A 23568-nucleotide genomic window follows, 5' to 3' on the forward strand; every position below is an offset into this window, starting at 1 on the left:
TGGGGCGGCCCGGCACGGGCCGCCAGTGGACGCTCAGGCGTGAGCCGAACCGGTCAGGGCCTCGCGCTCAGGGCCGCCGAGCACATTGAAGAGCAGGTTCAGCGCCACCGCGCTCAGTGTTGCCAGGGCGATGCCGCTGTGGGTGATCGGCTCCAGCCAGTGCGGCAGCTGGGCGAAGAACTCCGGGCGAATCACCGGAATCATGCCCAAACCGATGCTCACGGCGACCAGCAGCTGATTGCGTCGATCACTGATATCGGCTTCCTGGAGAATCTTGATGCCGGTCGCCGCGACCATGCCGAACATGGCGATACCGGCGCCGCCGAGCACTGCGGCGGGTATCGAGGCGACCAGGAATGCCGCTTTCGGCAGCAGGCTCAGGGCGATCAGGATCAGCCCGGCGATCGCGGTGACGTAGCGGCTGCGCACGCCGGTCATCTGCACCAGGCCGATGTTCTGCGCGAACGATGAATGGGTGAAGGTATTCATGAAACCGGCCAGGAAGGTCGCGCCGGCATCGCACAGCAGGCCGCGGCGCAACCGTTGCGGGTCGACCGTCTCGCCGGTGATCCGCCCGAGCGCCAGGAACATGCCCGCCGACTCGACGAAGATGATCACCACCACCAGGCACATCGACAGGATTGGCGCCAGCGAGAAAGTCGGCGCGCCGAAGTGGTTCGGCGTGACCACCTGCACGGCAGGTGCGGCGGCCATGCCGGAGAGGTCGACCATGCCCAACGCGCCGGCCAGGGCGTAACCGAGGCCCATGCCGATCAGCACCGATACGTTGACCCAGAAGCCGCGCAGGAAGCGATTCACCAGCAGAATGGTGCCGAGCACCGCAGCCGCGATACCGAGGTAATGCACGCTACCGAACTGGCTGGTACTGCTGCCGCCGCCGGCCCAGTTCACCGCCACCGGGAACAGCGAAAGGCCGATGGCGGTAATCACGGTGCCGGTCACCAGCGGTGGAAAGAAGCGCACGATGCGGCAGACGAACGGCGCGATCAGCAGGCCGAAGGCGCCGGCGGCAATGGTTGCGCCGAAGATACCGGTCATGCCGACGCCTGGCATGCCGGCCATGACCACCATGCTGCTCACCGCGGCGAAACTGGCGCCCATCATCACCGGCATGCGGATGCCCAGCGGGCCGATGCCCAGCGACTGCACCAGCGTGGCGATGCCGGCGACCAGCAGGTCGGCATTGATCAGAAAGGCAATTTCGTCGCGGGACAGTCCGGCGGCCTGGCCGACGATCAGCGGGACGGCGACGGCGCCGCCGTACATCAGCAGCACATGCTGCAGGCTCACCAGCAATTGCTGCAGCCAGGGCAGCCGATTCGCCCCGGCGGGGCGGGCGTTCAGATCGTTCATGCAAGATACCTCGGGCGCGTTTGTTATTGATTGTCGCGACAGCCCCCTGCACGGAGGGGCCGGTATGGCCTGCACCGGGGGCGTGCCCGACGGTGAAACGGCGTTGCATAAAAAAGCCGCACGCTATGCGTGCGGCTTGCAGCAGGCTCAGTTGACCCTGGCGCCCTTGGCGATCCAGTCACCGAGCAGGTCGCGCTCTTCCTGAGTCATCTGAGTGATGTTGCCCAGCGGCATGATCTGGCTGGCCACGGTCTGAGCGTGGATCTTCGCCGCCTGCTGGCGGATCTGTTCGGCGCTGTCGAACATGACACCGGCCGGCGCGGCACTGAACATCGGGCTGCTCGGGTTGGCCGAATGGCAGACGGTGCAGCGCTCATGAATCACCGCGTTGACCTTGGCGAAGTCGGCGGCGCCGGCAGTGGCCTGGTTCGCCATGCTCGCCTGCTCCGGCGAGGTCGCGGTGAGGTTTGGTGCCGGTTGGCGGTTCGGTGCAGTGACGTAGGCCAGACAGATCATGCCCAGCGCCGCGGCCGGCAGCGCCCAGGCGAAGCGGTTGCCACTGTGGCGGGTGTTGAAGTAGTGGCGTGCCAGCACCGACAGCGCGCCGAGGGCGGCGAGGATCAGCCAGTTGTACTGGCTGCCGTAGGTGCTCGGGAAGTGGTTGCTGATCATGATGAACAGCACCGGCAGAGTGAAGTAGTTGTTGTGTCGCGAACGCAGCAGACCCTTGGCCGGCAGCACCGGATCGGGCGTGCGGTTCTGCTCGATGGCGGCGACCAGTGCGCGCTGCGCCGGCATGATGATGCGGAACACGTTGCCGACCATGATGGTGCCGATCAGGGCGCCGGTGTGGATATAGGCGGCGCGACCGCTGAAGATCTGCGAATAGCCCCAGCATGCGGCGATCACCAGCACGAACAGCACCAGGCCGAGCAGGGCGGGGGTCTTGCCCAGCGGCGAATCGCAGAGCAGGTCATAGACGAACCAGCCGACGATCAGCGAGCCGAAACCGATGGCAATGGCCGCAGCGGGGGACAGCTCACTGCCCGGTGCGATCAGGTACAGGCTCGGGTTGAGGTAGTACACCACCATCAGCAGGGCCACACCGGACAGCCAGGTGGTGTAGGCCTCCCACTTGAACCAGTGCAGGTTCTCCGGCATCTGCGGCGGGGCCAGCTTGTACTTTTCCAGGTGGTAGATACCGCCCCCGTGGATGGCCCAGAGGTCGCCCGAAAGCCCCTCGCGTGGGTTACTGCGGTTGAGGTTGTTTTCCAGCCAGACGAAGTAGAAGGAGGCACCGATCCAGGCGATGCCGACGATCATGTGAATCCAGCGAATACTCAGGTTCAGCCATTCGGTCAGATGTGCGTCCACGTTGATTACCTCTTTGCACGGTCGCCGTAGCGGCCGTCATTTCTTCTTATTGGAGTCGGCTTGAGCGCGTCGTGAGTGCGGCTGCACTCAAGTCGATTTCCGTTGGGGGTCGAGGAGGAGTTGCTGATCCTCCGTGAAGAAGTACTCGTCGCAGTTGTTGCCAGAACCGCTGCGATCGACCACCAGGAATTCATCCCGCTTTTCGATCGTCAGCACCGGGTGGTGCCAGACGCCGCGGTGGTAATTGACGCCCTGCCTGCCGTTGCTGCGAAAGGCGCGGACGTGACCCGGTACAGGTGCATCGCCAAGTGGCGCGACCACGACCAGAAAAGGGTTGCCGAGCAGCGGTATGAACGCCTGGCTGCCCTGCGGGTGTCGTTCGAGCATGCGGATGGCCAGCGGCATCTCCAGTGCGTCGGCGGCGAAGATGCTGATGATCGCCTGGTCTTCCGGCTGCGCGGTCTCGACCGTCGCCAGCTTGTGATAGCGGCGGGTGGAACCGTTATTGATCATGAAATAGTCGCTGCCTTCGGTTTCGATCACATCACCGAATGGGGCGAAGGCTTCCTTGGTCAACGGTTCGATCTTGAGTGTGCGCATGCGGTGCTCGTTGTCTTGATTGCTGAATCGAAGGCGGCTGCAAACCGCCGTTGAGGCTGCCAGATCCGTAGCCTGGGCTTCAGCCCACCACGGCTACCCCGGCTGGTCGCTTAGCGGGCCACCTTGCCAAACAGGCGCAGCCGACTGACGCCGCCGTCCGGGAAGATGTTCAGGCGCACATGGGTGATCGGCCCGAGCCTGGCGATCTGCTCGGCGAACTCGTGTTCGGCGTGCATCGAGAGCTTCTGGCTCGGCAGTAGCTCGCGCCAGAACAGGCTCTGCGTTTCGATCTGGCTGTCGGTGCCGCCTTTGACGTAAGCCGCCTGGATACTGCAGCTGTCCGGGTAGTTGCCCTTGAAATGCAGGGTGTCGACGACGATGCGCTCGATCTCGCCCGGGTGGCCGAGGGCGACGATCACCCAGTCGTTGCCCGGCGTGCGGCGGCGGGCGGTTTCCCAGCCGTCGCCCATGTTTTCGCCACGGTTCGGGTTGAGGATGTTGCTCATGCGGCCGAAGTGCTCGTCGGAGCAGGCCAGTGCGCGGCCGCCATTGAGTGCGGCGGCGAGGTCGATCTGCTGGTTGTCGCCGACGCTGCTCCAATCGCGGTACGGAATGCCGTGCACGCGCAGGCGGGCGACGCCGCCGTCCGGGTAGATGTTGAAGCGCAGATGGCTGACCGGCTGGTCGAAGGCGATCTCGTGGTAGTGGTGGCTGTTGCCCTTGAGCTCGACCGCCGGAAGGATTTCGCTCCAGACGGTGTCGTCGCTCGGCTCGCCGTCGGTGATGTAGCAGGTTTCCAGCGAGGCCGATGGCGGGTAGTTGCCGGTGAAGAAGCTGGTGTCGATATCCACGCCCTTGATCTGGCCCGGCACGCCCAGGCGAATCACCGCATGGTCGTAGCCTTCGAAACGCTTGCGGCGCGACTCCCAGCCGTCCATCCACTTGCCGTTGTCATCGAACACGCCTTCCTTCCACACCGCTGGTGTCGGCTGGAACAGGCGGTTGACGTCGGCGAACCAGTCGTCGGTGACGGAGATGGCGCGCGTGCCCAGGCGGGCATCAGCCAGGTTGACGTATTTTTCGAAGGGTGCGGCGTAAGCTTTCATGACTCGTCTGCCTTGGCTGAGAGAAGCGGTTTTATATCGAGACTGGCTTTGTTGCGGTCGTTACATTGCCTGCAGGCGGAACAGGGCGATCTTGTTGATCTCCGCCAGCGCCCGGGCGAACTCCCGCTCGGGGTCGTTGTGGATGCGCTCTTCGAACGCGGCAAGGATCTGGTGCCGGTTGCTGCCCTTGACCGCCATGATGAAGGGAAAGCCGAACTTGGCCTTGTAGGCATCGTTGAGTTCGGTGAAACGGGCGAACTCCTCGGCGGTGCATTCATGAATGCCGGCACCGGCCTGCTCCGAGGTGCTGGCGGCGGTCAGTTCACCGCGCACGGCAGCCTTGCCGGCCAGATCCGGGTGAGCGTTGACCAGTGCCAGCTGGGTGTCGTGATCGGCAGCGAGCATGGCCTGCGAGAGGCGGGTGTGCATCACCTCGACGTAGTCCAGCGTCTCGTCGGCGCCTGCGCCGTAGACCGTCTCGGCGACCCAGGGCGAGTGTTCGTAGACATCGGCGAAGGCGGCGACGAAAGCGTCGCGGTCCAGCGTCGAAGGTTTGATCGTCTTGAAAGGTGTCATGCATTGCGCTCCGCAGTGAGAGGGTGGGTGGCATGCCAGTGGCGCGCGATGTCTACGCGGCGAGCGCACCAGACCTTGTCGAAGCCCTTCACGTATTCGAGGAAACGGGCAAGCGAAGCCAGGCGCGCCGGGCGACCGAGCAGCCGGCAGTGCATACCGATGGACAGCATCTTCGGCGCGCCTTCGCAGCCTTCGGCGTAGAGCACGTCGAAGGCGTCCTTGAGGTAGGTGAAGAAATCGTCGCCGGTGTTGAAGCCCTGGACCTGGGTAAAGCGCATGTCGTTGGTGTCCAGCGTGTAAGGAATCACCAGATGCGGTTTTTCCGGGGTTGATTCCGGGTCCCAGTAGGGCAGGTCATCGTCGTAGGTGTCGGAGTCGTAGAGAAAGCCGCCCTCTTCGCGCACCAGACGCCGGGTGTTCGGGCCGGTGCGACCGGTATACCAGCCCAGCGGCCGTTCGCCGGTGAGCTCGGTGAGGATGCGGATGGCCTCCTGCATGTGCTCGCGTTCTTCGCTTTCATCCATGTGTTGGTAGTCGATCCAGCGATAGCCATGGCTGCAGATTTCGTGACCGGCACTGGCCATCGCCTGGATCAGCTCCGGATGGCGCTGGGCGGCCATGGCCACGGCGAAGATGGTCAGCGGAATGGCGTGCTGGTCGAACAGCTTGAGCAGGCGCCAGACACCGGCGCGGCTGCCGTACTCATAGAGCGATTCCATGCTCATGTGACGCACGCCCTGCAACGGTTGCGCTGCCACCATTTCGGAAAGGAAGGCTTCGGACTCCTTGTCACCGTGCAGCACACAACGCTCGCCGCCTTCCTCGTAATTGAGTACGAAAGACAATGCGATACGGGCATCGCCTGGCCAGTGCGGGTGCGGTGGGTTGCTGGCGTAACCGATCAGGTCGCGTGGGTAGTCGGCGGTCACTGAGGTGCTTCCTGTATGGCGGGTCGTCTTGGCTCGACCGGATGAATCGATTGTATACAAATTGATGTGTCGTTTGTAAATAGCAAATTACTTCAAGTATCAGCTGAACCGCCCGGAGGCATCGCTACGCGCGCAGCGTGGGTGCGAGTAGAGACCTGCAGAGTTCGGGCCAACTGCCATCAGATAAATTGTGTACAAAATAATCATCAAATTGTCTTGAGTGGCTTGGTCGGCATGGTTATGCTCGGGTCAGTTTCCTTTCAACGAAGCGGAGGTGCCCGTGGGCCGATTGACCACACACGTACTCGATGCCGCCCATGGTTGCCCGGGCAGCGGAATCAAGGTGTCGCTGTATCGCGTCGATGACCAGGCGTTAACCCTGGTTGCCAGCCGAGAAACCAATTCCGATGGCCGCTGCGACAGCCCGTTGCTGGAGGGCGATGACTATCTGTCCGGTGTCTATCAGCTGCATTTTCACGCTGGCGACTACTACCGTAGTCGCGGCGTAAAGCTGGGCGCGCCGGCGTTCCTCGACGAGGTGGTGCTGCGCTTCGGGATCGATGCCGGGCAGGATCACTACCACGTGCCGCTGCTGATTTCGCCGTACAGCTATTCGACCTATCGGGGTAGCTGAGGCGGTTCTTGTTCGTGCTGACTCTATGGAGTCCCTTTTGCCCGCCGTAATGGCGGGTTTTTTATGGGGTGAGTTTGCTAGCCCTGTGGTGTTCGGCGCAGGCTACAGGGGACGACGCGTTGCGCGGTGGCTCACATTCGCCAGTGCCGGCGAAACGCCCCACATCACGCCGCGAGCCGGTGCTACCAGCGCCGACCAAGTCAGCGGCTCAGCAAAGACGCCGCTCCCGCGCCCCCAAACAGCGCCGCACTGGTCCGGTTGAACCATACATGCCCCTTGCCGGTGCGCAGATAGCGCGCCGCTCCCTGCGCGCCAAGCCCATAGGCCAGCTTGCAGCACAGATCCAGCACTGCCCAGGTGACGACCATTACCAGCAGCTGCGGCAGCAACGGCTGCCCCGCGCTGAGAAACTGCGGCAGGAAGGCGGCGAAGAAGAGAATGTCCTTGGGATTGCTACCACCTAGAATGAACGCTCTGCCGAACAGCCGGCTGAAGCGCGGGGCGAGGGCAGGGCTTTCGATCTCGCGGGCAGCGGGCGCCTGGCGCGCCTCCTGCCAGCTCTGCCAGGCCAGATAGAACAGGTACAGCGCGCCGACCAGCTTGAGCGCACTGAACAGTCGCTCCGAGGCCATCAACAACGCGCCAAGGCCAAGAGCGGATGCGCTGAGCAGGGCGATGGAGGCGGTCACGCCGCCGACAAAGGCTGGCCAGGAACGGCGTAGTCCGTAGTTCAGGCTGTTGCTGATCATCAACAGCGACAGCGGTCCGGGGATCAGGATCACCACCAGCGCCGCTCCGGCGAACAACAGCCATATCTCAAGGGTCATGTGGGCCTCCTTGGCCTATGCAAAAGCCCCACTGCCAGGCAGTGGGGCTATCGGTGGAGTCGGACGCTATCCGGCGCGGTTCAGAGAAACGCGAACTTGGCGATGAAGATCACGCACAACACATACAGGCTGAGCGAAACCTTGTCACGCTGGCCGGTCAGCAGTTTGAGCGTCGCATAGGTCAGAAAGCCGAGCGCGATGCCGTTGGCGATGGAAAAGGTCAGCGGCATCATCACCACGGTGACGATGGCCGGGATGGTGTCGGTGTGGTCCTTCCAGTCGATGTTGGCCAGGCCGCTCATCATCAGCATCGCCACATAGATCAGCGCGCCGGCGGTGGCATACGCCGGAATCATGCCAGCCAGCGGGGCGAAGAACATGGCGATCAGGAACAGCACGCCGACGGTCACTGCGGTCAGCCCGGTGCGGCCGCCGGCGGCGACGCCCGAGGCGCTTTCCACGTAGCTGGTCACCGGCGGGCAGCCGACGAAGGCGCCAACCACGCTGGAACTGCTGTCGGCCTTCAGCGCGCGGGAGAGGTTCTCGATCTTGCCATCCTCGTTCACCAGGTTGGCGCGATGGGCGACGCCCATCAGGGTGCCGGCAGTGTCGAACATGTTCACGAAGAGGAAGGCGAGGATCACGCTGACCATCGCCAGGTTAAGCGCGCCGGCGATGTCCATGGCCAGCCAGGTCGGCGCCAGACTCGGTGGCATCGACACCAGTCCCTTGTACTCGACCAGGCCGAACGCCCAGCCAATGGCGGTGACCGCCAGCATGCTGACCAGGATCGCGCCGAATACGTTGCGGTGGCTGAGCACCGCGATCATCAGAAAGCACACCGCGGCAAGCAGGGCGGTCGGCTCGCCGAACGAACCCATGGTCAGCAGAGTGGCCGGGCTATCGACGACGATGCCGGCGGTCTTCAGGCCGATCAGCCCGAGGAACAGGCCGACCCCGGCGCCCATGGCGAAGCGCAGGCTCATGGGGATGCTGTTGAGCAACCATTCGCGGATGCGCGACAGGCTCATGATCATGAACAGCACGCCGGAGATGAACACGGCGCCGAGGGCTATCTGCCAGCTGTAGCCCATCTCGCCGACCACCGTATAAGTGAAGAAGGCGTTAAGGCCCATGCCGGGCGCCAGGCCCACCGGCCAGTTGGCGTACAGGCCCATCAACAGGCAGCCGAGCGCCGCGCCGATGCAGGTGGCGACGAACGCGGCGCCGTGATCGATGCCGGCGTCGGCCATGATGTTCGGGTTGACGAAGATGATGTAGGCCATGGTGACGAAGGTCGTCAGGCCGGCGAGCAGTTCGGTACGGATGCTGGTGCGGTGTTCGCTGAGCTTGAACAGGCGGTCCAGCCAAACGGGGGCGGTGCGCTGCAAGGGTGCAGCCTGGGGCTTGCGCTTGATGCTTTCCACTGGGCGTTCCTCATCGTTCTTGTTGTCGATCACCCGGAGCGCTAGAACTCCCGAGGGGCGGGTGATGGTGGGCCGTCTGTCTCGGTAGTTGACCGAAAGGTCAGAAAGGCTGTCTGGATTATGCTTTTGTATACAAGAATTGCAAACACTAAATCGAGCGGTGACCTGGGTGGATTGGCCTGGCGAATAGTTAACAGACGTAATCTGCCTATGGCAGTGACTTGGTGGCGTCATTTTTGTGCACAAGCGAAACGGACTTTTCGCGATTTATTTGCCCGACGAGCTGCCCGTCACGCCGTGAACCCAGTAAAGTTCGGCCTTGCCGACACCTCATTTGCGAGCCATCGATGAACGAACAATTGCAGCCCCTGAAGAAGCCGAACAAAACCGGCAAGATTCGCACCGGGACGCAGGACGATATCGTTTATGCCCACATCTTCGATGCCATTCTCGAGCAGCGCCTCGCTCCGGGAACCAAGCTCAGCGAAGAGGCGCTGGGGGAGATATTCGGCGTCAGCCGCACGATCATCCGTCGCGCGCTTTCGCGACTGGCCCATGAGGGCGTGGTATTGCTGCGACCCAATCGCGGCGCGGTGGTGGCCAGCCCGAGTGTCGAGGAGGCGCGGCAGATCTTCTTCGCCCGCCGCCTGGTGGAGCGCGCCATTACCGAACTGGCCGTGCAGCATGCCAGCGAAGCGCAACTGGCCGAGTTGCGCCAGATGGTGATCGACGAGCGCGACTGCTTCGCTCGCGGTGATCGCGGCGCCGGCATCCGCCTTTCCGGCGAGTTCCACCTCAAGCTTGCTGAAGCGGCGAAGAACGCGCCGCTGGTGAGCTTCCAGCGCAGCCTGGTTTCACAGACTTCGCTGATCATCGCGCAGTACGAAAGCGGCAGCCGTTCGCACTGTTCCTACGACGAGCACAACGAGCTGATCGACGCCATCGCCGCCCGCGACAGCGACAAGGCGGTGCGCCTGATGATGCACCACATGGACCACATCGACAGCAAGCTCAATCTCGAAGAAGACAGCGCCTCGGGCGACCTGCACGCAGTCTTCTCGCATCTGACGCTGGCAAAGAAGAAGCCTCGCACGGCTCGCTAGCGCTACCCCGCGCGCTGGCTCGTCCTGAGTCGGCGCCGTCAGTTATCACCTGCTGCGGTGACTGAGCCATTACCGGCTCGCCATCGCCGAGAAGCAGTCACTACCGTCCTCAACAACCAGGCATAGCCCTGATCGCGTGCGCTCCCGATCCGATCGGTACGTCATGCTGCTCAGAGCAATACCTCGAGTTGTTTCTGTAATTGTTATGTTATAACTATTACATGCTGCGTGCGGATATCGCCTTTTTGCTGTTTAGCGGAGGCGTGATCGGCGCGCTTGGTCTGGAAGGCTGAACACGAGGTAACCATGATCGAATGCCACAGCCTGCAATGGGGCGCGGGTAGGCACCCGCTTACGCCGCCATTGGATTTGCGGTTGGCTGCTGGCAGCCTGACAGCTGTCATTGGCAGCAACGGATCGGGCAAAAGCAGTCTGCTCAAGGTAATCGCCGGATTGAGTCGCCCCTTAGCGGGACGTATAGAGCTGGGCGTACCGCTGCTGGGCGGTGTTTCCTATCTGCCGCAGCAGCAACATGTGGACAGGCAGTTTCCAATCCGAGTCGCCGAACTGGTGAGCGCCGGTTTCTGGCGTAGCCGGCTCGGGCGCGACGAGCGTCGGGCAAGACTGCGCCAAGCGTTGGCGGACTGGGGCCTGCTCGATCTGCAAACCCAGGGGCTGCATGCGTTGTCCGGCGGAGAGCTGCAGCGCGCCCTGTTGGCGCGCTTGAGCTTGACCGATGCCCAGGTGTTGTTGCTCGACGAGCCCGAGGCGGCGCTGGACGATGTCGGCCTGCGTCTGCTCTGGCAACACATCGAGCGCTGGCGGCACGAGGGCAGGACACTGGTACTGGTCAGCCATAACCTTGCCGGGCTGAGTCATCACCACTGTGATGGGTTGTTGATCGCCCGCAGCGGTTGCGTCAAGGCACCGATCCGCCAGTTCATGGCCGAGCGGCAACGGCTTGGGCAGGTCGCGTGACACCGGATCTGCTCTGGGCGCCGTTCGGTGAGTTCGCCTTCATGCGCCGGGCACTGTTTGGTGGCGTTGCGCTGGCCTGCAGCGCGGGGCCGCTGGGCGTGTTTCTGATCCTGCGGCGGATGAGCCTGATCGGCGATGCGATCGCCCATGGCATCCTGCCCGGTGCCGCGCTGGCGTTCTGGCTGTTTGGCTTGAGCCTGCCGGCGTTGACCGCCGGCGGGCTGGTAGCTGGCCTTGGCATGGCCGGCGCCGCCGCCTGGGTCACACGGCGCACCGGGCTGCGCGAGGATGCCAGCCTGGCCGCGCTCTATCCGATTTCGCTGGCCAGCGGCGTACTGCTCCTTGGCCTGGCCGGGCGCAAGCTGGATCTGCTGCATCTTCTGTTCGGCTCGGCGTTGGCAGTCGATACCCCGACCCTGTACGGCATGCTTGGCACCGCCCTGTTCAGCCTGGTGGTGCTTGCGCTGAGCTATCGCGCCCTGACGCTGGACAGCCTCGATCCGCTGTTTCTGCGCAGCATCAGCCGCTTCGGCCCATTGGCACACGCGGCGTTTCTGACGTTGGTGGTGCTCAATCTGGTGATCGGCTTCCAGGCCATCGGCGCGTTGATGGTGGTGGGGCTGATGATGCTGCCCGCGGCGGCCGCGCGTTTCTGGAGCCGGCGGCTGTTGATCCTGTTACCGCTTGCCGCGCTGATCGGCGCGCTCTGCGTGTGGCTCGGGCTCGTTCTTTCCTTCTACGCCAGCTTGCCCAGCGGGCCGTGCATCGTGCTCCTGGCCGGCGTTTTCTATCTGTTCTCGCTGGTAGCAGGCCCGGTAAATGGCCTGTTGCGCTCGACTACTTTCCCCATCACTGTTTGAGGTATTCACATGCGTTACCTGCTTTTAGCGCTGGCCCTGTGGCTCCCGCTCTCACTTCAAGCCGCTGAAAAACTGCAGGTGGTGACGAGCTTCAGCATCCTCGCCGACCTGACCCGCGAAGTGGGCGGCGACCATATCGAACTCACCAACCTGGTCGGCGCCGATGCCGATGCGCATGTCTACGAGCCCAGCCCGGACGATGCCAAGGCGCTGCTGCGTGCCGCCCTGATCGTCGCCAATGGGCTGGGCTTTGAACCCTGGCTGGAGCGCGTGCTGGCCAGCAGCCAACCCGAGGGAAAACGCATCAATGCCAGCGCGGGCGTCGTTCCGCTGATGTTGGATGAAGATGGCGAGCGGGTGCCCGATCCGCATGCCTGGCAGAGCCTGACCAATGCCGAGATCTACGTGCGCAACATCGCCAAGGCCCTCGGCGAACTGGACCCCGTCAACCGGGATGTCTACAACGAGCGCCGCGACGCTTACCTGACCCGCCTGCACGCATTGCTGAAGAAGGCCGACGCGCAGATCGCCGGTTTGCCGGCCAGCCAGCGCAAGGTGGTGACCAGTCATGATGCATTCGGCTATCTGGGGCAGGCCTGGCAGCTCGAATTCATCGCGCCGCAAGGATTGTCCACCCACGACGAGCCTTCGGCGGCCGAAGTCGCGGCTCTGATCCGGCAGATTCGCAGCGAAGGGGGACGGGCGGTTTTCGTCGAGAACATTCGCGATCCGCGACTGATCCGGCAGATCGCCGACGAGGCCGGCGCAACGGTCGGCGGTACGCTGTATTCGGATGCGCTGGCCAGCGAAGGCCCGGCCAGCACCTACATCGGCATGTTCGAGCACAACCTCGACACCTTGATGGCCGCATTGAAGCCGTAGGGTGGATCACGCTTCATCGATCCACGCGTTCAGTGAGCTCCGTGCGAACCGGTGGTGGATGTGAAAAGCGACATCCACCCTACGGGCCGCGGTTTTGGCTCCGAGCCGTGGGGTGGATCACGCTTCCCCGATCCACGCGTTCAACAGGCATGCATCAACTACTGTTGATGATTACGTTCGCGATCGGCTGTTCAGCAAACCTTGCGATGCACTGAGGCCCCGGCGGCGTAGGTTTCCTTCACCGCGCGATCGTCGCCGAGGATCATCAGGGCGAAGAGCTTTTCCTGCAGGGTCGTCGCCTGGCTCAGGCGATAGTCGATCAGCGGCGTCGCCTTGTAGTCGAGTACGACGAAGTCGGCGTCCTTGCCCGGTTGCAGGTTGCCGATCCTGTCGTCCAGATAGAGCGCCCGTGCGCCGCCGAGGGTGGCGAGATAGAGTGCCTTGAACGCATCGAGCTTCTGGCCCTGCAGCTGCAGCACCTTGTACGCCTCGTTGAGGCTGGCGAGCTGCGAGAAGCTGGTGCCGCCGCCGACATCCGTGCCCAGGCCGACACGCACGCCAAAGCCTTCCACTTTGGCCAGATCGAACAGGCCGCTGCCGAGGAACAGGTTGGAGGTGGGGCAGAACGATACCGCCGAGCCGGTCTCGCCGAGGCGTTTGCACTCGTCGTCGCACAGGTGCACACCGTGGGCGAAGACCGAGCGCGGGCCGATCAGGCCGTGGTGGTCGTAAACGTCCAGGTACCCCGTGCGTTCGGGGAACAGCTCCTTCACCCACTCGACCTCCTGTTTGTTCTCGGAGATGTGGGTGTGCATGTACAGGTCGGGGAATTCGGCGAACAGCTTGCCCGCCAGGGTCAGCTGCTCCGGGGTGCTGGTCGGGGCGAAACGCGGGGTGACGGCGTAATGCAGGCGGCCCTTGCCGTGCCAGCGCTCGATCAGCTCGCGGCTGTCGGCGTAGCCGGACTCGGCGGTGTCGGTGAGGAACTCCGGGGCGTTGCGGTCCATCAGCACCTTGCCGGCGATCATCCGCAGATTGCGCTTCTCGCAGGCCTCGAAGAAGGCGTCCACCGACTGCTTGTGCACCGTGCCGAACACCAGCGCGGTGGTGGTGCCATTGCGCAGCAGCTCGCCGAGAAACAGCTCGGCCTGCTCGCGGGCATGAGCCATGTCGCTGAAACGGCTCTCGTTGGGGAAGGTGTAGGTTTCCAGCCAGTCGAGCAGCTGCGCGCCGTAGGAGCCGATGACGCCGACCTGCGGGTAGTGGATATGGGTATCGACGAAGCCAGGGGTAATCAGCGCATCCGGGTATTCGACCACTTCGGTGCCGGCCGCCAGGGTCGGCAGCAGCTCGGTGGCGTGGCCGATGCGCGCGACCTTGCCGTCCTCGACGACCAGCAGGCCGTCCTCGAAGTACTCATGGGATTGCTCGATGCCCACTTCGCGCGGGTCGGCGAGGCAGTGGAGCAGGGCGGCACGGTAGGCTTTGGTGCTGGGCATGGTGACTCTCGAAAATCGTTGTGTGAGGTGATGCGTTGACATGGGCAGGCCGCCGCCGAAGGCGTGCCTGCCACAAGGTCGGGTGGTCAGTTTGTCCGGGCGCGGCGCGAAGCGGGGACCAGCATCGGCAGCGGTTTTTCACCGTCGGCTGCTTTGTCACCGAAGCTCGCGTTGTAGGTGGCGATCACTTCGCCGGCGATGGACACGGCGATTTCCACCGGCAGCTTGCCCTTCACCTCGGCGATGCCCATCGGGCAGCGCATGCGTTGCACCGTTTCGGCCTGGAAGCCACGCTCCCGCAGGCGGTGTTCGAACCTGGCGCGCTTGCTCTTCGAGCCGATCAGCCCGTAGTAGGTGAAATCGTTGCGCGAAAGGATCGCGGCGGTCAGCTCCAGATCCAGCTGATGATTGTGGGTCATGACGATGAAGTAGCTGCCGGCGGGCATGTCAGCCACTTCCTCGACCACATCGTCGTTGACCACCTTTTCCACGCCGCGCGGAATCTCGGCGGGAAATTCGTTATCGCGCGAATCGATCCAGCGCACCTTGCACGGCAGGCTGGCCAGCAGCGGCACCAGCGCGCGCCCGACATGCCCGGCGCCGAACACGGCGATATGCGCCTGCGGCTGGCCCATGGGCTCGAACAGCAGCACCGTGGCGCCACCGCAGCACTGTCCGAGGCTGGCGCCGAGGGAGAAGCGCTCGAGGCGGGTGTCACGGCTGCGCTTTTCCAGCATTTCGCGGGCGATCTCTTGCGCCTTGTATTCCAGATGGCCACCGCCGATGGTGTCGTACAGGCGTTCGCGGCTGACCACCATCTTCGAGCCGGCATTGCGCGGCGTGGAGCCGCGCTCCTCGATGATGGTCACCAGCACGCAGGGTTCGCCTTGTTGTTGCAGGTCGGCGAGTGCGTCGATCCAGACCGTGTTGCTCATGGTTCTGTCCTTGGTATCGCCCGGTGGCGCGTGCAAAGCGCCGCCACCGGGACATTCGTGTTGCGCTAACGGTGGACAAGCAAAGCGTTGTCCACCCTACGTCAGGCCGGAGTCGTCTGCGTTGCCGCAGACTTGCTCGCTGCCTGCTTCAACTTGCGCATCTGCTCCACGCCCCAGAGCACGCGCTCGGGCGTCGCCGGTGCGTCGATCTGCGGTTGCGCCCGGTAGTCGGCCAGGCTCGCCACCGCATCCTTGATCGCGCACCAGACCGAGATGCCGAGCATGAACGGCGGCTCGCCAACGGCCTTGGAGTGGAACACGGTGTCCTCGGGGTTCTTGCGGTTCTCCACCAGCTTGACCCGCAGATCCAGCGGCATGTCCGCCACCGCCGGGATCTTGTAGCTGGCCGGGCCGTTGGTCATCAGCTTGCCCTTGTCGTTCCACACCAGCTCTTCCATGGTCAGCCAGCCCAGACCCTGGACGAAGCCACCCTCGACCTGGCCGATGTCGATGGCCGGGTTCAGCGAGGCGCCGACGTCATGCAGGATGTCGCTGCGCAGCATCTTGTATTCGCCGGTCAGGGTATCGACGATCACTTCCGAACAGGCCGCGCCATAGGCGAAGTAGTAGAACGGCCGCCCGCGCGCCTGGCTGCGGTCGTAGTAGATCTTCGGCGTGCGGTAGAAGCCGGTGGAGGACAGCGAGACCTGGCCGAAGTAGGCCTGCTGGATCAGCTCATCGAAGCTGATGTACTGGTCGCGCAGGCGCACCTGGCCGTTCTTGAACTCGATGTCTTCCTCGAAGATCTGCCACTTGCGCGCGGCGAACTCCACCAGCCGTTGCTTGATGGTCTGCGCCGCGTTTTGCGCCGCCTTGCCGTTGAGGTCGGCACCGCTGGAGGCTGCCGTCGGCGAGGTGTTGGGCACCTTGTCGGTGTTGGTGGCGGTGATCTGGATGCGCTCGATATCCACTTGGAACACCTCGGCCACCACCTGCGCGACCTTGGTATTGAGGCCTTGGCCCATCTCGGTGCCACCGTGGTTCAGGTGGATGCTGCCGTCGGTGTAGACGTGCACCAGTGCGCCGGCCTGGTTGAGGAAGCTCGCGGTGAAGCTGATACCGAACTTCACCGGCGTGAGCGCCAAGCCCTTCTTCAGGATCGGGTTCGCGGCATTGAACGCGCGGATTTCCTCGCGGCGGCGTGCGTACTCGCTACTAGCCTCAAGCTCGGCGGTCATCTCCTCGAGCATGTTGTGCTCGACGGTCTGGTAGTAGTGGGTGACGTTGCGCTCGGTCTTGCCGTAGTAGTTGCGCTTGCGCACGTCGAGCGGGTCCTTGCCCAGCTCGCGCGCCACGGCGTCCATGATCTCCTCGATGGCGACCATGCCCTGCGGGCCGCCGAAGCCGCGGTAGGCGGTGTTCGACGCCAGGTTGGTCTTGCAGCGATGGCCGTTGATGGTGGCGTCGCCCAAGTAGTAGGCGTTGTCGGAGTGGAACATGGCGCGGTCGACGATGGAGCCGGAGAGGTCCGGCGAGTAGCCGCAGTTACCGGCGAGATCGATCTCGATACCGTGCAGCAGGCCGTCATCGTCGAAGCCTACGTCGTATTCGACGTAGAACGGGTGGCGCTTGCCGGTCATGGTCATGTCTTCCATGCGCGGCAGGCGCATCTTGGTCGGCCGACCGGTGAGGTGCGCGATCACCGCGCACAGGCACGCAGGTCCCGCGGCCTGGGTTTCCTTGCCGCCGAAGCCGCCGCCCATGCGACGCATGTCGATGACGATCTTGTTCATCGGCACGCCGAGCACTTCGGCGACCAGCTTCTGCACCTCGGTGGGGTTCTGCGTCGAGGTGTAGACGATCATGCCGCCGTCTTCGGTGGGCATGACCGAGGACACCTGGGTTTCCAGATAGAAATGCTCCTGCCCACCGATGTGCAGCGAGCCCTGCAGCCGACGCGGCGCGCTGGCCAAGGCCGTCGCCGAGTCGCCGCGCTGGTGGGTGTGGCTGTCGAGCACGAAGTGTTTCTTGTGCAGCGCATCGACCACATCGAGCACCGGCTCCAGGTCTTCGTATTCGATGATCGCGGCCATTGCCGCCTTGCGCGCGGTTTCCAGACTGTCGGCAGCGACGGCGATAACCGGCTGGCCGATGTACTCGACCTTGCCGTCGGCCAGCAGTGGATCTCCGGGCAATACGGCGCCGATATCCAACTGGCCCGGCACGTCCTTCGACGTGATGGCGATGGCCACGCCCGGAATCTGGTAGCAGGGTGCGGTGTCGATGCGCACGATGCGGGCATGGGCACGCTCGCTCATGCGCGCATAGATATGCAGCTGGTTGGGGAATTCCAGGCGGTCGTCGACGTATACCGCCTCGCCGGAGACGTGCTTGGGCGCGCTGTCGTGCTTGACGCTGCGACCTACGCCGGTGACCAGGTCCTGGGTAAACAGCGCCGCGATTTCTTCCTGAGTGCGGGTGGTTACGTGGTTAGACATAAGCGGTCACCCTCGTCTCGGTCTTCGGAGCATGTTGTTCGAGGAAGCATTTGCGCAGCAGGTTCTGTGCGACCAGCAAGCGGTATTCGCGGCTGGCGCGGAAGTCGGTCAGCGGCGTGAAGTCCTCGGCCAGTGCCTCACAGGCCGCCTCCACGGTTTGCTGGTTCCACGGCGCGCCATTCAGGGTCGCCTCGCAGGCCGCTGCACGTTTGGGGATCGCCGCCATGCCGCCAAAGGCAACGCGGGCATCGGCAACCACACCGTCGGTGATCTGCAGGTCGAAGGCGGCGCAGACGGCGGAGATATCGTCGTCCAGGCGCTTGGAAACCTTGTAGGCGCGGAACAGGCGATCCGATGTGGCGCGCGGCACGATGATCTTCTCGATGAACTCGCCAGGCTGACGTGCGGTGACCTTGTAGTCGATGAAGTAATCCTCGAGCGGCAGGGCGCGGCTGCTGGCGCCGTGGCGCAGGACGACTTCGGCGCCCAGGGCGATCAGCAGCGGCGGCGAGTCGCCGATCGGCGAGGCGTTGCCGATGTTGCCGCCCAGCGTGCCCTGGTTGCGGATCTGCAGCGAGGCGAAGCGCTGCAGCAGCTCGCCGAAATCCGGGTACTCGGCGGCCAGCGCGGCATAGCAGTCGGTCAGCGGCGCGGCCGCGCCGATCTCGATGCTGCTGTCCGTTATCTCGACCTTTTTCATCTCGGCGATATGGCCGACGTAGATCATTACCGGCAGTTCGCGGTGGAACTGGGTGACGTCCAGGGCCAGGTCAGTGCCGCCGGCCAGCAGGCGGGCGTCCGGGTTGGCGCTGTAGATGTCGGCCAGATCGTCCACCGTCAGCGGGGAGAGGCAGCGCTTGTCGCCGCTGTTCAGCTCGGCGGTCTCACGCGGCTCGATGGCTTTCAGCTGGGCAATGGTTTCCGCTTCGCGGGCGTCGAACTGGTCCGGCTGCTTACCGCAGCAGGCCTGTTCGGCGGCTTCAAGAATGGGGCGGTAGCCGGTGCAGCGGCAGAGGTTCCCGGCCAGCGCTTCGTGAGTCTGGTGCGGATCGTATTCGTTCACCGCGCCGGCGTTCTTCTGTAGGGCAAACAGGCTCATGACGAAGCCGGGGGTGCAGAAGCCGCATTGCGAGCCGTGGCAGTCGACCATGGCCTGCTGGACGCTGTGCAGCCGGCCCTGGTCCTTGAGGTCTTCGACGCTGATCAGCTGCTTGCCATGCAGCGCGGAAACGAAGGTCAGGCAGGAGTTGAGGGTGCGATAGCGCAGGCGGTCATCCACCAGCTCGCCGACCACCACGGTGCAGGCACCACAATCACCGGAGGCGCAGCCCTCCTTGGTTCCGGTCTTGCCACGATGCTCGCGCAGGTACTGCAGCACCGTGGTGTTGGGATCGAGCGCGCGCTCGCTGCGCAATTCTCGATTGAGGAGAAACTGGATCAAGGCGATGCCTCCGCTGTTGTTGTTCTGACGCGCAAACTATCGCTATCTGACTTTTCGGTCAACTAATTCCTGACTCAAAAGTCAATGCGGCAGGTGCGCGCAGTTCGGGCGAGATGTATCGATGCGCTCGCCCAGGTTTTCATACTGCAATTAAAGCCCGCTCAGACGGGTTCGGCCTCACCCTGCCGTCGGTAGGCGTAGGTCTCGGCGAAGCGCGAGAGCATGTAGCGGCTGCACGTCGTGCTCGGGTATTTCGGTGGGTTTTCGTCGCTGTAGCAGCCAGGCAGGCAGCTGATTTCGGTGTCCGGGTGCGGCTCGGCGAAGAACGGCATCGAGTAACGATCCACGCCCAGCGGGCTGATCACGCGATGCGGCGTCGACTTGTAACGGTCGTTGCTCCAGCGCGCCATCATGTCGCCGATGTTGACCACATAGGTGCCTTCGATGGGTGGCGCATCGATCCATTCGCCCGTGACGTTCTGCACCTGCAGGCCGCCGGCCTGATCTTGATAGAGCAGGGTGACGCAGCCGTAGTCGGTGTGCGCGCCGGCACCCTGTTGTTCGGCGCTGGTGGCCGTCTGCCGGGGCGGGTAGTGGATCATGCGAAACACACTGATGGGCTCGACGAAACGCTTGTCGAAGAAGTCGCGCTCGATGCCAAGGGCGAGCGCGATGGCACGCAGCAGTGTGCAGGCGAGATCCTGCATGTCGCGGTAGTGGCCTTCCATCAGCTCGGTCCAGCCTTCGAGCTGTAGCGGATGACGGTTGGGCCCGCGCAGCGGTTTGCCGGCCAGTACCTCGGGATGATCGGCAGGCATATGGAAACCCATGTCGAAGGTTTCCTTGAGGTCGCACGGCTGGCTCGGGTCGAGCTGCTCGGTGGCGACGGCACCATAGCCGCGGTGGTGCTGGCTCCTGGTGATGTCGATCTCGAGCTTCTGCTCGGCCGGCAGCGCGAAGAAGCGGCGGGCATGCTCGCTCAGCGTGGCGATGCGCTCGGCGCTGATCGGATAACCCTTGATGTAGAAGAAGCCCCACTCGCGGCAGGCGCGGTCGATTGCCTCGGCGACGGCCAGATGGCCGGCCTCGTCGGCGTTATAGAGCGGGGAAATATCGATGATGGGCAGTGAATTCATGGCTGACTCCGGTACGGCGCCGCCGGTCTTCTCGTACCGGCGGCTTTCGAGGGCAATGCCCCCTGCGTGCGGTTCGCCAAGTGGCGGGACGGCACGCAGATTCCGCAGTGCGCCGGCCGGACCGGCGCGGGTAACGCTTACTTCGGCATTTCAGCCTTGACGCCTTCGACGTAGTAATTCATCGAAGCGAGGTCCTTGATGCTGGCGGTCTCGCCCTCGGCGATGCGCACTTCGCCAGCCTGGTCCTTGATCGGGCCGGTGAACGGGTGGAAATCACCGCTCTTGATGCTGGCGATGATCGCTTCGGCTTCGGTCTTCACATCGGCCGGCACCAGATCGCTGATCGGCAGGCTGATGCTGTCCTGGGCCAGACCACCCCAGAAGTCTTCGGATTTCCAGGTGCCGGCCATGACCGCTTCGGCGGACTTGGTGTAGTGCGGGCCCCAGTCGTTGACGATGGAGGTCAGCACGGCCTTGGGCCCGAAGTGCTGCATGTCCGAGGCGTAACCGACGGAGTAGACGCCACGACGCTCGGCGGCCTGGATCGGCGCCGGGCTGTCGGTGTGCTGGAAGATCACGTCGACGCCCTGGTCGATCAGCGCGTTGGCGGCATCGGCTTCCTTGCCCGGATCGAACCAGGTGTTGACCCACACCACCTTGATCTCGGTGCCGGGGTTGTACTTGTCCAGAGCCAGCTGGATCGAGTTGATGTCGCGGATCACTTCCGGAATCGGGAAGGAGGCGATGTAGCCGATCTTCTTGGTTTTGGTCATCTTCGCCGCGAGGAAACCACCGACGTAGCGGCCTTCATAGGAACGGGTCAGGTAGGTGCCGACGTTCTTCGCCTGCTTGTAACCGGTGGCGTGCTCGAAGGTGACCTTGGGAAACTGCTTGGCGACTTTCAGCGTGGGGTTCATGTAGCCGAAGGAGGTGGTGAAGATCAGGTCGTAGTCGCTCTTGGCCATGTTGCGGATGACCCGCTCGGCATCGGCGCCTTCCGGCACGTTCTCGACGAAGCTGGTCTTCACCTTGTCGCCCAGTTTTTCTTCCATGTACTTGCGGCCCTGCTCATGCTGGTAGGTCCAGCCGTGGTCGCCGATCGGGCCGATGTAGACGAAGCCGACCTTCAACGGATCGGCGGCCGACGCCGCGGCGGTCGTCAGTGCGGCGCTGAAGCCGATCGCTGCGGCAAGTGCACGCAGCAGGGTTTTCCGAGTGTTGTTCTGCATGGCGGGTGACGCTCCTGTTTGTCTAGCTACAGAGCCTGTGTTGGCTGATAGCTGGTTAGCAAAAAGCTGACCAACTGGACAGATACCTTGGTTGTACCGGATTGCGGCCGCTTCGACTCGACTGGGGGGCCAGTCGAGGCTTGCGCTGGTGCGCCAGTAATCCACGGCGCCCAGCTTTGGTGCAAGCTTGGATCATTACCAGTCAGCCGTTTACCAGCTGCCGGGCTGCCTGCTGGTGATCGGCGATCAGTCCCTGCACGTCGAGGCCTTCGACCTGGCCGTCGATGACGCGCCACTTGCCGCCGACCATCACCCGGTCGGCACGGTCGGCGGCGCACAGCAGCAGCGCGGCGACAGGGTCGTGGCTGCCGGAGAAGCGCAGTTCGTCGAGCTTGAACAGGGCGAGGTCGGCCTGCTTGCCGACCGCCAGTTCGCCGATGTCGCTGCGCCCGAGCAGGCGTGCGGAGCCGCGGGTGGCCCAGCCGAGCACCTTCTGCGGGGTGATCTTCTCGGCGCCGTAGCGCAGGCGCTGGATGAACAGCGCCTGGCGCGCCTCGAGCATCATGTTGGAAGCATCGTTGGAGGCCGAACCGTCGACGCCCAGGCCGATGATGGCGCCCTTCTCCTCGAGTTCCAGGGTATGACAGATGCCCGAGGCCAGGCGCATGTTGGAACTCGGGCAATGGCAGATGCCGACGCCAGCCGCGCCCAGGCGATGAATCTCCACCTGGTTGAAGTGAATGCCATGAGCCAGCCAGGTCCGCGGGCCGAGCCAGCCGACACTCTGCAGGTAGTCCACGGTGCGCATGCCGAAGCGCTGCGCGCAGAACTCCTGTTCGTCCAGTGTCTCGGCCAGATGCGTATGCAGGCGTACGTCGCGCGCTTCGGCCAGCTCTGCGCAGGTACGCATGATGTCGGTGGTGACCGAGAACGGCGAGCAGGGCGCCAGGGCGATCTGGATCTGCGCGCCGTCGCCGCGCTGGTGGTAGCGATCGATCAGCCGCTCGCTGTCGGCAAGAATCGTCTCGGCGTCCTGCACCACGCTCTTGCAGGGCAGACCGCCGTTCTCCTTGGACAGGTTCATCGACCCGCGGGTGAGCATGGCGCGCATGCCCAGTTCGCGGACGGCCTCGACCTGAATGTCGATGGCATCCTCGAGCCCGCCCGGAAACAGGTAGTGGTGATCCGCTGCCGTGGTGCAGCCGGACAGCAGCAATTCGGCCAGCGCCACCTTGCTCGCCAGCTGCAATGCCTCTGGCGTGAGTCGCGCCCAGACCGGGTAGAGGGTCAGCAGCCAGTTGAACAGTGGCTCGTTGACCACCGGCCCCCAGGCGCGGGTGAGGGTCTGGTAGAAGTGGTGATGGGTGTTGACCAGCCCCGGCAGCACCACGTGCTCGCGGGCGTCGAAGGTCTCGTCCACCGGCAGCGCGGGCGAGGCCCCGGTGGCGAGCATTTCGACAATGACGCCGTTCTCGACCACCAGTCCGCCGGGGGCCTGATGGTCGTTTGCGGTGAACAGAGCGAGGGGATTCTTGATCCAGATACGGTCAGCGGGCATGGCCGGCTTTCTCCTGAAGGGTTGAGTTCAGAGTAGCCAGCTCAGTTATGCCCTGTCTGCTGATCCAGGGGGGCGGAGGGGCTGCCTCTGCCGCGGGCCAAAAGATAAGGGATGTCACAGGGGCTGCCAAGGCCTGGCTAGTGGCAACAGTCTTGAATCCGGCACCGAATTCAGCCTGTCGCAGACAAAGCCCTGGTCAGTCTCCACCAGTGGCAGCAGTTGCTCGGCCAGGCGCAGCGGTGCGACCGCGTTGGTGTAGAACAGCTGGCCGACTTCCGCTTGCGTGGCTTGTGTGGCCGGTTTGTTCTGCGGGCCTGCGACGCCTGCGTTGACGAACAGCACATCCAGCCTCGTACCCGCCAGGCGTCCGGCGAGCTGATCGACACTGGCCGCATCGTCCATATCCAGCGTTTCGACGCGCAGCTGCGGTATCTGGCGCAGCGTGTCGGCGTGCTGCGGATCGCGTACCGTGGCGATCACCTGCCAGCCTGCGCTGGAAAACTGCTTCGCCAGGCCAAGGCCCAGGCCGCGGGAAGCGCCGACGATGAGTACGGTTTTTTGCATGGTGCGTCCTCGGTAGTCATGACTGGCCGGCAAGAATA

At 63.9% G+C, this 23568-nt stretch carries 20 protein-coding genes and 1 pseudogene; 5 read left to right on the forward strand and 16 right to left on the reverse strand.

What is annotated here, in order from left to right; all coding sequences use genetic code 11:
- Positions 1-33: 33 nt before the first annotated feature.
- The 6 genes from PSEST_RS05825 to puuE form a co-directional block, all read right to left on the reverse strand.
- On the reverse strand, positions 34-1374 hold the full coding sequence (locus PSEST_RS05825; protein WP_015276078.1) for a nucleobase:cation symporter-2 family protein: 1341 nt from the start codon (positions 1372-1374) through the stop codon (positions 34-36).
- 147 nt (positions 1375-1521) lie between these two features.
- A complete protein-coding gene (locus PSEST_RS05830) occupies positions 1522-2748 on the reverse strand; it encodes a urate hydroxylase PuuD (protein WP_015276079.1) in 1227 nt (408 codons plus the stop codon).
- An 87-nt stretch (positions 2749-2835) separates the two neighbouring features.
- Entirely contained in the window at positions 2836-3348 is a 513-nt protein-coding gene (locus tag PSEST_RS05835) for an ureidoglycolate lyase (protein ID WP_015276080.1), read from the reverse strand.
- Positions 3349-3458: 110 nt separating this feature from the next.
- Positions 3459-4454: an allantoicase gene (gene alc / locus PSEST_RS05840; RefSeq protein ID WP_015276081.1), complete on the reverse strand. Its 996-nt coding sequence runs from the start codon at positions 4452-4454 to the stop codon at positions 3459-3461.
- A gap of 60 nt (positions 4455-4514) precedes the next feature.
- A complete protein-coding gene (gene uraD / locus PSEST_RS05845; protein WP_015276082.1) occupies positions 4515-5030 on the reverse strand; it encodes a 2-oxo-4-hydroxy-4-carboxy-5-ureidoimidazoline decarboxylase in 516 nt (171 codons plus the stop codon).
- A complete protein-coding gene (puuE, locus tag PSEST_RS05850; RefSeq protein WP_015276083.1) occupies positions 5027-5959 on the reverse strand; it encodes an allantoinase PuuE in 933 nt (310 codons plus the stop codon). The genes uraD and puuE overlap by 4 nt, the downstream gene beginning before the upstream one ends.
- A gap of 280 nt (positions 5960-6239) precedes the next feature.
- Here puuE and uraH point away from each other — a divergent pair, with 280 nt between their 5' ends.
- Positions 6240-6593 (forward strand): hydroxyisourate hydrolase, encoded by a 354-nt coding sequence (gene uraH / locus PSEST_RS05855; RefSeq protein WP_015276084.1) that lies wholly within the window; start codon positions 6240-6242, stop codon positions 6591-6593.
- A 200-nt stretch (positions 6594-6793) separates the two neighbouring features.
- Here uraH and PSEST_RS05860 read toward each other — a convergent pair whose 3' ends face one another.
- Together PSEST_RS05860 and PSEST_RS05865 are read right to left on the reverse strand one after the other, a co-directional pair.
- Positions 6794-7420 carry a LysE family translocator gene (locus PSEST_RS05860; protein ID WP_015276085.1) on the reverse strand — a complete coding sequence of 209 codons (627 nt, stop codon included), beginning with the start codon at positions 7418-7420 and terminating at the stop codon, positions 6794-6796.
- A gap of 80 nt (positions 7421-7500) precedes the next feature.
- Positions 7501-8847, reverse strand: a complete 1347-nt coding sequence (locus PSEST_RS05865) for an NCS2 family permease (RefSeq protein WP_015276086.1) — start codon at positions 8845-8847, stop codon at positions 7501-7503.
- Between the two features lie 347 nt (positions 8848-9194).
- On the opposite strand from PSEST_RS05865, the gene PSEST_RS05870 reads away from it, so the two are divergent.
- The 4 genes from PSEST_RS05870 (at position 9195) to PSEST_RS05885 (ending at position 12670) form a co-directional block, all read left to right on the forward strand.
- Positions 9195-9950 (forward strand): GntR family transcriptional regulator, encoded by a 756-nt coding sequence (locus PSEST_RS05870; RefSeq protein ID WP_015276087.1) that lies wholly within the window; start codon positions 9195-9197, stop codon positions 9948-9950.
- A 306-nt stretch (positions 9951-10256) separates the two neighbouring features.
- The gene (locus PSEST_RS05875; RefSeq protein ID WP_015276088.1) at positions 10257-10928 is read left to right on the forward strand and encodes a metal ABC transporter ATP-binding protein; all 672 of its coding nucleotides are present in this window, start codon (positions 10257-10259) and stop codon (positions 10926-10928) included.
- 41 nt (positions 10929-10969) lie between these two features.
- Positions 10970-11788 (forward strand): metal ABC transporter permease, encoded by an 819-nt coding sequence (locus PSEST_RS05880; protein ID WP_198286406.1) that lies wholly within the window; start codon positions 10970-10972, stop codon positions 11786-11788.
- A 9-nt stretch (positions 11789-11797) separates the two neighbouring features.
- A complete protein-coding gene (locus tag PSEST_RS05885; RefSeq protein WP_015276090.1) occupies positions 11798-12670 on the forward strand; it encodes a metal ABC transporter substrate-binding protein in 873 nt (290 codons plus the stop codon).
- Between the two features lie 191 nt (positions 12671-12861).
- On the opposite strand, the gene guaD is transcribed toward PSEST_RS05885, so the two are convergent.
- From guaD to PSEST_RS05925, 8 genes and pseudogenes are all read right to left on the reverse strand, one after another.
- Positions 12862-14169, reverse strand: coding sequence for a guanine deaminase (gene guaD / locus PSEST_RS05890; RefSeq protein WP_015276091.1), 1308 nt, complete (start codon positions 14167-14169; stop codon positions 12862-12864).
- Between the two features lie 86 nt (positions 14170-14255).
- On the reverse strand, positions 14256-15104 hold the full coding sequence (gene xdhC, locus PSEST_RS05895; RefSeq protein ID WP_015276092.1) for a xanthine dehydrogenase accessory protein XdhC: 849 nt from the start codon (positions 15102-15104) through the stop codon (positions 14256-14258).
- Positions 15105-15205: 101 nt separating this feature from the next.
- Positions 15206-17602, reverse strand: a complete 2397-nt coding sequence (gene xdhB / locus PSEST_RS05900; protein WP_015276093.1) for a xanthine dehydrogenase molybdopterin binding subunit — start codon at positions 17600-17602, stop codon at positions 15206-15208.
- Positions 17595-19043, reverse strand: coding sequence for a xanthine dehydrogenase small subunit (gene xdhA, locus PSEST_RS05905; RefSeq protein WP_015276094.1), 1449 nt, complete (start codon positions 19041-19043; stop codon positions 17595-17597). Before xdhA ends, xdhB begins: the two co-directional genes overlap by 8 nt.
- 161 nt (positions 19044-19204) lie before the next feature.
- Positions 19205-20179 carry a 2-oxoglutarate and iron-dependent oxygenase domain-containing protein gene (locus PSEST_RS05910; RefSeq protein WP_015276095.1) on the reverse strand — a complete coding sequence of 325 codons (975 nt, stop codon included), beginning with the start codon at positions 20177-20179 and terminating at the stop codon, positions 19205-19207.
- 137 nt (positions 20180-20316) lie between these two features.
- Entirely contained in the window at positions 20317-21408 is a 1092-nt protein-coding gene (locus PSEST_RS05915; RefSeq protein WP_015276096.1) for a BMP family ABC transporter substrate-binding protein, read from the reverse strand.
- Between the two features lie 202 nt (positions 21409-21610).
- A complete protein-coding gene (locus PSEST_RS05920; protein ID WP_015276097.1) occupies positions 21611-22966 on the reverse strand; it encodes an 8-oxoguanine deaminase in 1356 nt (451 codons plus the stop codon).
- Between the two features lie 183 nt (positions 22967-23149).
- Positions 23150-23530, reverse strand: a pseudogene (locus PSEST_RS05925) (SDR family NAD(P)-dependent oxidoreductase); the annotation flags it as partial.
- Positions 23531-23568 lie beyond the last annotated feature (38 nt).

It is taken from the genome of Stutzerimonas stutzeri RCH2, from assembly GCF_000327065.1.
In the GTDB taxonomy this organism is placed as follows: Bacteria; Pseudomonadota; Gammaproteobacteria; order Pseudomonadales; family Pseudomonadaceae; genus Stutzerimonas; species Stutzerimonas stutzeri_AE.